Below are 13841 nucleotides of genomic sequence, written 5' to 3'. Positions count from 1 at the left end.
GATTAATTAATAAATTGTTAATTTATATAGAGAATAAGTATTAATTTTGTATCTAGACGTAAAACTATTCGCTTGTATCAGTAAAGATCTGCGTAGACAAACAGCTTTGATTGGCAAATTGCCTCAGTTCACAGTCCATTTATTCAGGTTGAGACGCCGATGCATAAACCACGAACTCAACCAACATCTCTTCTCTAGCTAGCCCTGCAACAACGACTGCTGCACGATTTGGATAAGGTGCGTTGAAGTATTCCCCGTATACGCTGTTTACCGTTTTCAGGTATTCACGGTCAGTCACGTAAATCAGAACCTGCAGCACAGAATCCATCGATTCGCCTGCACACTCCAAGGTATGAACAAGGTTGTTAAAAGTTTGACGCGTTTGCGCTTCAATACCGCCTTCTACTACTGCGCCCGTTTCATCGATTGGAATCTGAGCAGTGTATAGAGTGCCGTTATTAACGATTGCCCACTCTAGTGGTGCTTTTGAAGCAAAAAGAGCGGTTTTTACTGGGTGTTTTTTAGTTTGTGCGTTCACGATTCCATCCAACTTTGTAACAACTATGTTTCAAGATGGTTAAATACTGCACCTTGACGCCTGATAAATCTAACGGTAAATTTTGTGCATTTGATAAATAAAATCTATCACCTTTCAAAAAGTAAGGTATAGCAAGGGCTAGAGAAGGATCGGAGTCATGAGTATTAAGCTACAACAGTTAAAACATTTTGTTTTAGTGGTCGAAGAAGGTGGATTTCGTGCCGCCTCTCACCGAGCAAATCGCTCTCAAGCGGCACTGTCTACTTCAATAAAAGAGCTTGAGAAAATACTTGGTCAGCCACTGTTTGAAACAGGCAACAAATCTACACTGACACCTTTTGGAGAAATATGCCTACCAAAAATCATTCAATTCTTGAATGTTTACAAAGCATTAGACAACGACTTACGTGCAGCGGCGGCTGGGCAACAAGGAAGAGTTCGAATAGCGAGCGTGCCTTCGGTGGCAGCCAAATTGATCCCTAGTGTGTTAGGGGCCTTTTGTGAGCAATACCCGAATGTAGAAGTGAGTTTGATTGATGATAATGCGGCAGGTGTAGAAGCACGATTACTCTCTGGAGAAGTAGATGTCGCCCTAGGCAACACCTCCCATTTAGAAGAAGAGAGTATCGACTTCACCCCACTTCTTTCCGATCCTATCGGTGTGGTCTGCTTAAAGGACAACCCTATCGCCGCTCAACCTGAAGGGATCGAATGGCAAACTCTGTTAAAACATCCCTTCATTCGTAACGGGACTTGCACCCTACTGGACCCAACACCTGCGCGCATGCTCAGCGAACAAGCCCTGTACTCTGTCGAGAACATTACCTCGCTTTTTTCGGTGTTAGAGCTCGGGATAGGCGTGACCACGCTACCTAAGCTGGCTTTCCCAACCAATGAAACCCGCTTGGTGTGGATTCCGCTAATTGACCCACCCTTGCAACGACAAATCGGCATTTTCAGACTGTCTGATCGTACGATCTCGCCACAAGCACAGGCTTTCCATGACTTATGTATTCAATACCTCAGTTATGAAGAGTCATAAGAGAGCCTAGATTAAGTAAATTAGGCAGCGCTCTGCTGCCATTTACTTCCTCAAAACTCGGTGTTTCTTCTCCGCACCATGCTTCTCGCACACCCAGTCCCCCATTTCACTCCTATATCATCAACATTTAGGCGCTGAATTTTCACTCTCGCGCACGCAAATAGTGACAAGCTGACGACAATATAAAAAATATTCGCTTATTGATAAGGAGCGACGTACGTTTAACTTACCAGAAAAACCAGATCTTCCATCATTGCCTCAAACAAGCTTAACCCCTACCAAAATCACACTTCACAACTCAGCTTGTAAATGAACCTAAGTGTTTGAATAGTCGTAATTGATAAGATCATAAGTTGAAAATTTAGCTCGCTACTCCCTTCTAAAAAGACCCTCTTTTTCACAAGGATAAAGCATCTTAAATATTCATGAATAAAGTGATAGAACTATTACTTTCATAAATGAAAAACATTCATTTCAAAAATGGAATTATTGATATCAATATTTGTCGTTTTGATCACATAATTTTAGGCGTAGTTTATATTTTGTCGAAACGAGAGCGAACTAGTTTATATCGTTCTATTTCGTCAGGAGATATAAAACCAGCAAGATTATCTCTTTGTTAACAAGCAAAGTTTTATTAACAAGTAAATGCGAGTAGCAAGACATATTCAAACTGTGTTTTATATGAGCTTACACTGTTAAATATAAGGTTTTATTATGAGGCTTAATGGGATAAGTGGTGACATTCTTGTTGCTGCTAAAAGAGTTGTTCTCTGCCAAGTAGTATTGGCCGTCGGTGTAGTTTTATATGAAGTGTTTTTTGGTAATAAAGTAGATATGGAATCGTCGGCTTTGGGTATCGGAATTGCGATGCTACCTCCGCTGTTTGGTTTTATATATGCAAGCCTAAAGGTGCGCAAGAATCCTAATTATAGTTTACGTGACTTAATGCAAATGAGTCGTGTCGTTAAAATAACTTATACGTTCTTAATGTTTATCTTGGCGTTCCAGTTTTTCAAATTGGATAACCCAGTAATATTGTACGCATATATTCTCACTATGGTTGGGTACTTCTTAACACCATTTATTACTGCCTCTACAAGATCGGAGTACGTGTAGTATGGATCAAGTAACTACCGCTCACGAATACATAGAGCATCACTTAACCTTCTTAACTACAGGTGATGGTTTCTGGGCGTTCAACATCGACTCGATGTTGGTATCTTGGATTACGGGTTTACTGTTTATTGGAGCTTTTCGATACGTAGTGACTAAGGGCACCAGCGGTGTTCCAGGTCGATTTCAATGTTTTATCGAACTGATATTTGATTTTGTAAACAACCTAGTAAAAGAGATTTTTCAAGCGGAGGATAAATTAATAGGGCCACTGGCATTAACCACTTTTGTTTGGGTGTTGTTAATGAACGCGGTCGATTTATTACCAATAGATTTCATACCAGCATTAAGTCGTGCAATGGGTCTAGAACACTTTAGAGATCTACCAACGGCGGACGTAAATATTCCAATGTCGATGGCACTCGGTGTATTTATCTTACTGTTGACTTATACATTTAAAAATAAAGGATTGAAAGGCTTTATCAAAGAGCTTACTACGCAGCCATTTGATAACCCTCTTTTATACCCTGTTAACTTAGTTCTTGAATTAATAACATTAATTTCAAAACCTATATCACTAGGCTTACGATTATTTGGAAACATGTATGCAGGTGAGATGATATTTATTCTGATCGCATTAATGCCATGGTGGATGCAATGGGCACTGAGTGTTCCTTGGGCACTATTCCACATATTAATCGTATTCTTGCAAGCATTTATATTTATGGTACTGACCGTTGTTTATTTAGGTATGGCAACAGAAGAACACCACTAATTAATAACTAAAAAATTTAACTAACAAATTATTTATCGGAGATACAAATGGATATCGTAAGCGCAGTTTTATATGTAGCAGGTGCATTACTGATCGGTTTAGGTGCAGCAGGTGCAGCATCTGGTATTGGTAACTTAGCAGGTAAATACCTTGAAGGTGTTGCGCGTCAACCAGACCTTACTCCAATGCTTCGTACTCAATTCTTCATCATGATGGGTCTTGTGGATGCAGTACCGATGATCGGTGTTGGTATCGGTCTATACATCATCTTCGCCGTGGCTTAATCAAACCGCTTTGAAAGATCGATTTGTAAATAATCAAGATTTAGTGAGGAAGGTATGAACTTAAATGCAAGCATGTTTGGACAAGCAATCTCATTCGTGATTTTTGTTTGGCTCTGCATGAAATATGTATGGCCCCCTCTCACCGCGATGTTAGACGAGCGCCAAAAAGAAATCGCTGATGGTTTACGCCACTCAGAGAACGCTGCGAAAGAGCTAGAACTAGCAAAATCAAATGGCGCGCAACTCATCGAAGATGCAAGAAAAGATGTGACTGAACTGGTTGAACAGGGCCGAAAACGCCGCAATGAAATCATCAGCTTAGCGCAACAAGAAGCCGAGCAAGAAAAGGCACGCATCTTAGAACAAGGTAGAGCTGAGCTAGAAGGCGAACGCCAAAAGATACGCCGTGAACTTCAGGCAGATATGGCAGACGCAGTAATTCAAAGTGCACAGAAACTGATTAGCAAAAACCTAGATTCCGCAACGAACCGAGCGCTAGTTGACCAAATGATTAGCGAACTCTAAGGAGAGGCAATATGTCAGATTACACCAATATTGCTCATCCCTACGCCAAAGCATCGTTTGAATTTGCTTTAGGTGAAAACCAGTTACAAGAGTGGCACTCAATGCTGTCCATTCTTGTGGCTGTCGCGGAAGAAGAAACGATCGCTAGTCAGATTTCTTCAGCAGAAGGTGCTTCTACACACCAAACAGAAGAGCTGGCAAACCTCATCATTCATATTTGCCAAGGACTCGTTGATGACCACGTCATTAATCTTATTCGAGTCTTGGCCGAGAACGGCCGCCTTTCTGTTGTAAGAGACCTGTTTGAATTGTACTGCGAGCTAAAGGACGAACATGAACGTGTAGTGCCTGTCACTGTCACCAGTTCAGAAATGCTGACACAAGATCAAGTTACGTCACTAACAGCTGCACTTGAGAAGAAATTAGAGCGTCAGGTTGAAATGAAGCAGGTTATTGATGACACGTTAGTAGGTGGAATGGTCATCAAGGCGGGTGAAACCGTTATCGATGGTTCTTTAAACACATCAATTGACCGATTGGCTCATCAACTTCACGCGAGATAGGTAACAATTATGCAATTAAATTCAAATGAAATCAGCGATCTAATCAAAGAACGCATCTCGAAATTTAATGTGAGCACCGAGGCTCGCAATGAAGGCACTATCGTATCGGTTCGTGATGGCATCATCACAATCAATGGCCTTGCTGATGTTATGCAAGGCGAGATGATTGAGCTACCAGGTGGCAAATACGCACTCGCACTTAACCTCGATACGCACTCAGTAGGTGCGGTGGTTATGGGCCCCTACACTGACCTATCTGAAGGTATGAAAGTGAAAGGTACAGGTCGTATCTTGGAAGTCCCCGTCGGTAACGGTCTTCTTGGCCGTGTTGTGAACACATTAGGCGAGCCAATCGATGGCAAAGGCCCAGTAAGTTGTGACCGACTCGACCCTGTAGAAGTGATTGCACCCGGTGTAATCGAACGTAAGTCTGTTGATCAGCCAATTCAAACTGGCTATAAAGCGGTTGATACCATGGTGCCAATCGGTCGTGGTCAACGTGAACTTATCATCGGTGACCGTCAGACGGGTAAAACAGCGTTAGCTATCGATGCGATCATCAATCAGAAAGATTCTGGCATCAAATGTGTGTATGTAGCGATTGGCCAAAAAGCCTCCACTATCGCTAATGTGGTTCGTAAACTCGAAGACCACGATGCGCTAAAAAACACCATCGTAGTCGTGGCATCAGCATCAGAGTCTGCAGCGCTTCAATACCTAGCCCCTTATGCGGGTTGCACCATGGGTGAATACTTCCGTGACCGCGGTGAAGATGCGCTGATCATCTATGATGACCTATCAAAACAAGCCGTTGCTTACCGTCAAATCTCATTGCTATTGAAACGCCCACCGGGTCGTGAAGCCTTCCCTGGCGACGTATTCTACCTTCACTCACGCCTACTAGAACGTGCAGCACGAGTGAATGCAGAGTATGTAGAGAAGTTCACTAACGGTGAAGTGAAAGGCCAAACAGGCTCATTAACGGCGCTTCCTATTATTGAAACTCAGGCGGGTGATGTATCAGCGTTTGTACCAACCAACGTAATCTCAATCACTGATGGTCAGGTTTTCCTTCAAACCCAACTGTTTAACTCAGGCTTACGTCCTGCAGTAGACCCAGGTATCTCGGTATCTCGTGTGGGTGGCGCTGCGCAATGCAAGATCATCAAGAAACTGTCTGGTGGTATCCGTACTTCATTAGCTCAATATCGCGAGCTAGCGGCCTTTGCTCAATTCTCTTCTGACTTAGATGAGATGACGCGCAAACAGCTAGACCATGGTGAGCGTGTTACCGAATTAATGAAGCAAAAACAATACTCTCCAATGTCAGTCGCTGAGCAAGCAACGGTTATCTACGCAGCAGAGAAAGGCTACTTGGCCGGTGTTGAGCTAAACAACATTGCCCGTTTTGAAGAAGAGCTGATTGCTTATGCCAAAGGTCAGAACCCTGCGTTGTTCGAAAAAATCAACGCGACAGGCGATTACAATGACGAAATCGACGGTGCTCTTAAAGAGATCCTAGAAGGTTTTGTTGGGATGAAAGCTTGGTAAGTGCTCCGGTTTGTTAGCTGGAAATCAAAACAAATAGGAGCAGATTATGGCAAGTACTAAAGAAATTCGCACCAAGATAGCCAGTGTTAGTAACACTCAGAAAATCACTAGCGCAATGGAAATGGTTGCAGCAAGTAAGATGCGCAAGGTTCAAGACAACATGACGCTAACTCGCCCCTACGCCGAGAACATGCGAAAAGTTATCTCTCATGTTGCATCGGGTTCCCTGGAGTACCAGCACCCTTACCTGCAACAGCGTGAACCTAAGCGTGTCGCTTACATCATTATCTCGTCCGATCGCGGCTTGTGTGGTGGCTTGAACTCAAACTTGTTCAAGAAAGTGTTAGAAGAAATGGAGCAATGGCGCACCAAGGGAGTCGAGGTAGAAACAACCTTAGTGGGATCTAAGGCTATCTCGTTCTTCCAACGCGGCGGCAACGTTATTGCACAAACGTCAGGTCTTGGCGATACACCTAAGTTAGAAGACATCTTAGGTACGGTGAATGCGATGCTCGGGCATTACGACGAAGGTAAAATCGATAGCTTGTATCTCGTTTACAACCAGTTCGTCAACACCATGGTTCAAGCGCCAACGACCTTGCAGTTGCTCCCCCACCCTTCGGATTCTGAGGAAGGTGGTGAGCCTAAAAAAGCGCGTCGTTGGGACTACATCTATGAGCAAGCACCCAAAGACATACTCTCAGAACTGTTACATCGATACATCGAATCGCAAGTGTATCAAGGCATTGTTGAGAGCATTGCCTGTGAGCAAGCAGCCCGAATGGTCGCTATGAAAGCGGCGACTGATAACGCAGGCCAACTCATTGATGACTTGCAGTTGGTCTACAACAAGGCGCGTCAGGCTGCCATTACCCAAGAGCTGAGTGAAATAGTCTCAGGTGCCCAAGCTGTCTAGGGCTAGAAAAGACTGGGTCAAGAACAGAATTTGAGGATTTAAGAATGAGTGTTGGAAAAATAGTTAAAGTAATCGGCGCGGTGGTTGACGTCGAGTTCAGCGGCGGCAACAGCCCACGCGTTTATGATGCATTGAAAGTGACTAGCGACGAAGCAAGCTCGTTAGTATTGGAAGTACAACAACAACTGGGTAGCAATATCGTTCGTTGTATTGCAATGGGTACGTCAGATGGCTTACGTCGTGGCCTAACGGTTGAAAACACAGGCTCTCCAATCACGGTTCCTGTCGGCGAAGAAACGCTAGGCCGTATCATGAACGTGCTTGGTCAACCTATCGATGAGTGTGGTGAAATCGGTCAGAAAGAAAACTACGAGATTCACCGTGAAGCCCCTTCTTATGAAGAACAAGCAAACAGCACTGAGCTTCTAGAAACAGGCGTTAAGGTTATCGACCTTATCTGTCCATTCGCTAAGGGTGGTAAAATTGGTCTGTTCGGTGGTGCTGGTGTAGGTAAAACCGTCAACATGATGGAGCTTATCAACAACATCGCCAAAGCCCACTCAGGTCTTTCTGTGTTTACCGGTGTAGGTGAGCGTACTCGTGAAGGTAACGACTTCTACTACGAGATGAAAGAAGCAGGTGTACTAGACAAAGTAGCCATGGTTTACGGTCAAATGAACGAGCCACCGGGAAACCGTCTACGTGTAGCACTTACAGGCCTAACTATGGCTGAGCGCTTCCGTGATGAAGGTCGTGACGTACTGTTGTTCATTGATAACATTTACCGTTACACGCTTGCGGGAACAGAAGTATCAGCTCTGCTAGGTCGTATGCCTTCAGCAGTAGGTTACCAACCAACACTGGCTGAAGAGATGGGCGTACTTCAAGAGCGTATCACGTCAACAAAACAAGGCTCTATCACCTCTATCCAAGCAGTATACGTACCTGCGGATGACTTGACTGACCCATCGCCAGCAACAACCTTTGCTCACTTAGATGCGACCGTTGTACTGTCTCGTAACATCGCGGCACTGGGTCTATACCCTGCGATTGACCCGTTAGATTCAACGTCACGTCAGTTAGATCCGCTGATCGTAGGCCAAGAGCACTACGACATTGCACAAAAAGTACAAACAACGCTGCAACGCTACAAAGAGCTAAAAGACATCATCGCGATTCTTGGTATGGATGAGCTGTCTACTGAAGACAAACAGACCGTATCTCGCGCTCGTAAGATTGAACGTTTCTTAACGCAGCCTTACCACGTAGCCGAAGTGTTTACCGGTCAGAAAGGTGTCTTTGTACCGCTAAGCGAAACACTAAGAGGCTTTAAAGGTCTATTGAGCGGTGAATATGACGATATCCCAGAGCAAGCGTTCTTGTACTGTGGCTCTATCGACGAAGTGCTTAACAAAGCAAAATCACTCTAAGAGGCAGGTGCACCATGGCTATCGGAATTACAGATAATACATTTCAACTTAATATTGTAAGTGCGGAAGGTACGCTGTTTTCAGGTCCAGCGTATGCCCTAGCCGTTTCTGGCGCTGACGGTGAACTGGGGATCCGCCCCGGTCACTCCCCGCTTCTCAGTAAGATCAAACCGGGCGTAACCGTGTTTGTTACAGACCCTAAATCAGAAGGCCAAGTGCTGTATGTCTCTGGTGGGATGCTGGAAGTTCAGCCGGATGTGGTTACGTTATTAGCCGACACGGCCTTGCATGGTAAAGACATTGACCGCGCTCGCGCAGAAGAAGCGAAATATGCCGCTCTAGAGAACATCAACAAGGGCAACATAGACATTAACTTTGCACAAGCTCAGCTAGAACTAGCGAAAGCCGTTGCTCAGTTACGTGCATCAGAGCTAACTTCTTCTCACACAAGACACTGAGAATAAGCGTTATTGGCCGTTAGCTGTGCTAGCAAACAAATACAAAAAAGGCTCACTAACTAGTGAGCCTTTTGATATCTGCGTAACGTAAAACCTAGGTCTAACGTTGCTTGATGTTCAAACGAATAGTTTTAAAAGATTCGTTTTAGAAAAGCAGTTTAGAGCAGTCGTTTAGAACTGTAGTTTAAAAGAACTCAATCGAATTACGGCCGCTTTTGTCATCACGTGTTGGCTTTGGCGTATCCGCTTTCTTTTTCGGTTTCTTCTCTTTTTTCTCTTTCTTTGGTTCAGCCTTTGCGCTTAGCATTTCTGCTTTGCTTTTCTTAGATTCCTTCTTCTTAGAATCCTTTTTAGACTGACCTTTCTTCGCCTTGCTCTCTTTTTTAGGCGTTTCTTTCTTTTTCGGCTTTTCTGATTCTTCTTGTACTGGCTGATCACACACCACTACATAGTATTCTTGGTTGAATTCAAAGAAGTCGCCATCGTACATTTTACGACGCTTACGGGTTTCTAGCTCACCATTTACCGCTACGTAGCCTTCAGAGATGATGTGCTTAGCTTCACCGCCACCACTCACTAGGTTAGCAATTTTAAACACTTTGTAGAGCTCGATTGGCTGTGATGAAACATCAATACCAATTGCTTCAATTTCAATCTCTTCGCCTTCTTCGCTCAGCTCTTGGCCTTCGTAATCAGCGTCTTCGTAATGTTCTTGGTCCATGGTGACCTCTACCTAAATATGTACTTCTGAAATATTGGGCGCAGTGTAATCTTAAAACAACGAAATGACCATGTTGAATTCAACCAGAGCCCATTTGTTTTAAACAAACCCTCTGCGTTATAAAACACCACCAACATTCGAAAGACTCACCAACTGCTTAGTATATTCATGCTGCGGATTACCAAACAAAGTCTCAGTGTCGCCCTTCTCTATTACCTCGCCAGCTTTCATGACGATGGTGTAATGACACAAGGATTTCACGACATTCAGATCATGACTGATAAACAAATAGGTCAGGCCATACTTTTCTTGAAGTGACTTCAGCAAATCCAATACTTGAGCTTGAACGGTTCTGTCCAATGACGATGTTGGTTCATCGAGCAGGATAAACTCTGGCTTTAAAATCAAAGCACGAGCAATCGCAATACGCTGCCTTTGACCGCCAGAAAACTCATTTGGGTAACGGTGACGCGTTTCAGGATCGAGGTCAACCTCTTTCATTACGTCACAGATGCGTTGGTCGAGTTCGTGCTCATCCAATTGTTGATGCACTAACAAACCTTCGCCAATCACCTGAGCGACCGACATTCTCGGGTTTAGCGCAGAAAACGGGTCTTGAAAGACTACTTGCATACGGCTTCTAAACGGAAGCATCTGTTTTCGATCTAAACCTTGAAGCTGTTCACTCGAGTAGGTGATTGACCCTTCACTATCTACCAGCTTAAGTATCGCCATACCGGTCGTCGATTTACCAGAACCACTTTCGCCAACCAAACCGATTGAGTGCCCTTTCTTCAAAGTGAACTCCATGTCGGTCACAGCTTTAACATGAGAAATGGTGCGCTTGAATAAACCGCCCGTGATCGGGAACCAAACACGAAGTTGATTTACATCGAGTAGCGGTTTGCTTTCGGGTGACACAGGAACGGGCAAACCTTTCGGATCAGAGTTAATAAGTTTTTGAGTGTAAGGGTGAGCAGGCGCGTTAAACAGGGTATGACAGTCGTTACTTTCGACCAAGCGACCATCTTTCATTACTGCTACTCTGTCGGCAACCTTACGAACGATACTCAAGTCATGAGTAATGAAAAGCATTGCCATACCCAGCTCTTGCTGCAGGTCTTTTAGAAGGTCGAGGATCTGCGCTTGCACCGATACATCCAAAGCCGTTGTCGGCTCATCAGCAATAAGCAGCTCTGGTTCGTTGATCAATGCCATTGCGATCATCACGCGTTGGCGTTCTCCACCAGATAGCTCGTGCGGATAGGCTGATATCTTTTGTTCTGGGTAACGAATCCCCACCTTGGATAGCCACTCTATCGCTAAGGCTTGCGCTTTGTTGGTTCTCATACCTCGGTGAATCGCGAGGGTTTCAACAAGCTGTTTTCCGACTCTATGAAGCGGATTCAGCGACACCATGGGCTCTTGAAAGATCATGCCGATGCGACCACCACGAATCCCACGTAGCTGTCTTTCAGAACAACTCAGAATATCGGTGCCAGAGAAATTGATCTTACCGTTTAAGTAATGAGACGAGCCTTTTGGTAACAGCTTTAAAATCGAGTTAGCCGTGACCGATTTTCCGGAACCACTCTCACCCACCAGCGCTAATGTCTCACCTTTGTATATTTCTAAAGAGACATCTTGCGTCACTTGTTCTATCGAGTCTTTACGCCCGAAACCGACAGACAATTTATCGATGGTCAGAACTGGAGATGCATTAGAAGCCTCTGCTGTTGACCCTGAAGTAGGAGCTGTATTTGAAGTCATAACCTATCCTTACTTCTGTTGATGCGGGTCGAAAGCATCACGCACCGCTTCACCAACGAAGACCAGTAACGTAAGCATCAGTGAAAGCACGACGAAGGCAGAAATGCCAAGCCAAGGCGCTTGTAAGTTAGCTTTACCTTGCGCCAACAACTCGCCTAACGAAGGCGAACCCGCAGGAAGACCAAAGCCCAAGAAGTCTAACGAAGTCAGTGTGGTCACCGAGCCTGAAAGAATAAACGGCATCATGGTTAACGATGCAACCATCGCGTTAGGTAACATGTGACGAAGCATAATACGTTTGTCATCAACACCCATGGCTTGCGCGGCTCGCACATAATCGAAGTTTCGGCAGCGTAAAAATTCCGCTCGCACGATGCCGACTAAACTCATCCAACTAAACAGCACCATAATCCCGAGCAACCACCAGAAATTCGGCTCAATAAAACTCGACAAAATAATCAGCAAGAACAGGGTCGGCATACCAGACCAGACTTCAATGAAGCGTTGTCCGAATAGATCAACCCAGCCACCGTAGTAGCCTTGTGTTGCGCCAACCACGACACCAATTACACTTGAAACAATCGTCAGAACAAAACCAAAGAGTACCGAGATACGAAAGCCGTAAATAATTCTCGCCAACACATCTCGCCCTTTGTCATCTGTCCCTAACCAGTTAACCGAATCAGGCTCCGATGGTACCGCGCCTGCGATATCAAAGTTGATAGTGTCGTAGCTAAAAGGAATGATAGGCCAAACGATATAGCCACTCTCTTCAATGAGGTCGATTACATACGGGTCTTTATAGTCAGCCTCGGTTTCAAACTCCCCCCCGAATTCTGTCTCTGCGTATTCATTAATGACAGGCACAAACCATTGATTGTCATAAGAAACCAATAATGGCTTATCGTTCGCGATGATTTCAGCGAACAGGCTCAAGCCAAACAAGATGGTAAATATCCAAAGGGAGATAAAACCACGCTTATTTGCTTTAAAACGTAACCAACGAGCTTCAGCTAAAGGGTTGTTAAACATTTATTATCAATACCTTGTTATTCGTTCGCCATTAACGCGCTTCAAAATCAATTCGAGGATCAACCCAGGTATAAGTCAGGTCGGAGATAATGCTCAGCACCAAGCCAAGCAAGGTCATGATATAGAGAGAGCTGAACACCACGGGATAGTCACGTTGAATGGTTGATTCAAAGCCAAGCAAGCCAATGCCTTCGAGTGAAAACATCACTTCAATCAACATAGAACCCGTGAAGAAAATACTAATAAATGCGCTTGGGAAACCCGCAATAATGATCAGCATGGCGTTACGGAAAACGTGCTTATAAAGAATACTGCTCTCGTCCAAGCCTTTCGCTCTCGCAGTCACTACATATTGCTTATTGATTTCATCAAGGAAGGAGTTTTTGGTCAGCATGCTGAGCGTGGCGAATCCACCGATAACCATGGCGAAAATGGGCAACGCCAAGTGCCAGAAGTAGTCGCCAATTTGCTGATACCAGTTGAGCTGGTCGAAGTTACTCGACACAAGCCCTCGCAATGGGAACCAACTGAAGTAGTTACCGCTTGCAAACAAGATAATCAGAATAATCGCAAACAAGAAGCCCGGCACCGCGTAGCCGACAATCACCACCGCGCTCGACCAAATATCAAAGCGAGAGCCGTGATGTATCGCCTTCATGATGCCTAAAGGTATCGAGATCACGTAGATGATTAAGGTACTCCACAACCCTAAGGAAATGGAGACAGGTAAACGCTCGATGATTAAATCAATCACGTTACCACCCTTAAACAGGCTTTCACCAAAGTTAAAGGTCGCGTAGTTTTTCAACATATCGAAGTAGCGAACGTGAATCGGTTTATCAAACCCAAACTGCTTTTTGATCTCTTCAACCACTTCAGGATCAAGCCCGCGTGAGCCTTTATAGCCACTGGCAGACGCTTGATCACTTTCACTTAAATCAACTTCTTGTCCACCACCAGAAAAACGCTCCATAATGCCAGAGTTATGCCCTTCTAATTGAGCAACAGCTTGCTCTACCGGGCCTCCAGGCGCTATCTGGATGATGAAAAAATTGATGGTGATGATCGCCCACAGCGTGGGGATCACCAACAATAAACGTCGAAATATATACGCGGCCAT

At 44.5% G+C, this 13841-nt stretch carries 15 protein-coding genes; 10 read left to right on the top strand and 5 right to left on the bottom strand.

The window, feature by feature from the left end:
- Positions 1-139: 139 nt before the first annotated feature.
- Complete coding sequence (locus AB4503_RS20470) at positions 140-538, bottom strand: RidA family protein (RefSeq protein WP_004741170.1); 399 nt, start codon at positions 536-538, stop codon at positions 140-142.
- A gap of 157 nt (positions 539-695) precedes the next feature.
- On the opposite strand from AB4503_RS20470, the gene AB4503_RS20465 reads away from it, so the two are divergent.
- The 10 genes from AB4503_RS20465 (at position 696) to AB4503_RS20420 (ending at position 9198) form a co-directional block, all read left to right on the top strand.
- On the top strand, positions 696-1580 hold the full coding sequence (locus tag AB4503_RS20465) for a LysR family transcriptional regulator (RefSeq protein WP_136978936.1): 885 nt from the start codon (positions 696-698) through the stop codon (positions 1578-1580).
- A 717-nt stretch (positions 1581-2297) separates the two neighbouring features.
- Positions 2298-2699: a hypothetical protein gene (locus AB4503_RS20460; RefSeq protein WP_017060837.1), complete on the top strand. Its 402-nt coding sequence runs from the start codon at positions 2298-2300 to the stop codon at positions 2697-2699.
- 1 nt (position 2700) lies between these two features.
- Positions 2701-3471, top strand: coding sequence for a F0F1 ATP synthase subunit A (gene atpB, locus AB4503_RS20455; protein WP_017060838.1), 771 nt, complete (start codon positions 2701-2703; stop codon positions 3469-3471).
- Between the two features lie 47 nt (positions 3472-3518).
- Positions 3519-3755 (top strand): F0F1 ATP synthase subunit C, encoded by a 237-nt coding sequence (gene atpE / locus AB4503_RS20450; RefSeq protein WP_004730405.1) that lies wholly within the window; start codon positions 3519-3521, stop codon positions 3753-3755.
- 54 nt (positions 3756-3809) lie between these two features.
- Positions 3810-4280, top strand: a complete 471-nt coding sequence (locus AB4503_RS20445; RefSeq protein ID WP_017060839.1) for a F0F1 ATP synthase subunit B — start codon at positions 3810-3812, stop codon at positions 4278-4280.
- An 11-nt stretch (positions 4281-4291) separates the two neighbouring features.
- Positions 4292-4843, top strand: a complete 552-nt coding sequence (locus AB4503_RS20440; RefSeq protein ID WP_017060840.1) for a F0F1 ATP synthase subunit delta — start codon at positions 4292-4294, stop codon at positions 4841-4843.
- A 9-nt stretch (positions 4844-4852) separates the two neighbouring features.
- Entirely contained in the window at positions 4853-6394 is a 1542-nt protein-coding gene (gene atpA / locus AB4503_RS20435; RefSeq protein ID WP_104216112.1) for a F0F1 ATP synthase subunit alpha, read from the top strand.
- Between the two features lie 46 nt (positions 6395-6440).
- The gene (atpG, locus tag AB4503_RS20430; RefSeq protein ID WP_017064727.1) at positions 6441-7310 is read left to right on the top strand and encodes a F0F1 ATP synthase subunit gamma; all 870 of its coding nucleotides are present in this window, start codon (positions 6441-6443) and stop codon (positions 7308-7310) included.
- Between the two features lie 44 nt (positions 7311-7354).
- Positions 7355-8740, top strand: coding sequence for a F0F1 ATP synthase subunit beta (atpD, locus tag AB4503_RS20425; RefSeq protein ID WP_017060843.1), 1386 nt, complete (start codon positions 7355-7357; stop codon positions 8738-8740).
- Positions 8741-8754: 14 nt separating this feature from the next.
- Positions 8755-9198 carry a F0F1 ATP synthase subunit epsilon gene (locus AB4503_RS20420; protein ID WP_017060844.1) on the top strand — a complete coding sequence of 148 codons (444 nt, stop codon included), beginning with the start codon at positions 8755-8757 and terminating at the stop codon, positions 9196-9198.
- A 184-nt stretch (positions 9199-9382) separates the two neighbouring features.
- Here AB4503_RS20420 and AB4503_RS20415 read toward each other — a convergent pair whose 3' ends face one another.
- The 4 genes from AB4503_RS20415 to AB4503_RS20400 all read right to left on the bottom strand — a co-directional run bounded on the left by AB4503_RS20415 (position 9383) and on the right by AB4503_RS20400 (position 13841).
- On the bottom strand, positions 9383-9919 hold the full coding sequence (locus AB4503_RS20415; protein ID WP_372115661.1) for an RNA-binding S4 domain-containing protein: 537 nt from the start codon (positions 9917-9919) through the stop codon (positions 9383-9385).
- 117 nt (positions 9920-10036) lie between these two features.
- Positions 10037-11689 carry a microcin C ABC transporter ATP-binding protein YejF gene (gene yejF / locus AB4503_RS20410; protein WP_372115660.1) on the bottom strand — a complete coding sequence of 551 codons (1653 nt, stop codon included), beginning with the start codon at positions 11687-11689 and terminating at the stop codon, positions 10037-10039.
- A 9-nt stretch (positions 11690-11698) separates the two neighbouring features.
- Complete coding sequence (locus tag AB4503_RS20405) at positions 11699-12721, bottom strand: ABC transporter permease (protein WP_017068487.1); 1023 nt, start codon at positions 12719-12721, stop codon at positions 11699-11701.
- Between the two features lie 31 nt (positions 12722-12752).
- A complete protein-coding gene (locus tag AB4503_RS20400) occupies positions 12753-13841 on the bottom strand; it encodes a microcin C ABC transporter permease YejB (protein ID WP_004730359.1) in 1089 nt (362 codons plus the stop codon).

It is taken from the genome of Vibrio sp. 10N.222.55.B11, from assembly GCF_041473705.1.
GTDB lineage: Bacteria > Pseudomonadota > Gammaproteobacteria > Enterobacterales > Vibrionaceae > Vibrio > Vibrio crassostreae_C.
The sequence above is the reverse complement of the archived record's forward strand: the minus strand, read 5'-3'. Positions and strand labels throughout refer to the sequence as shown.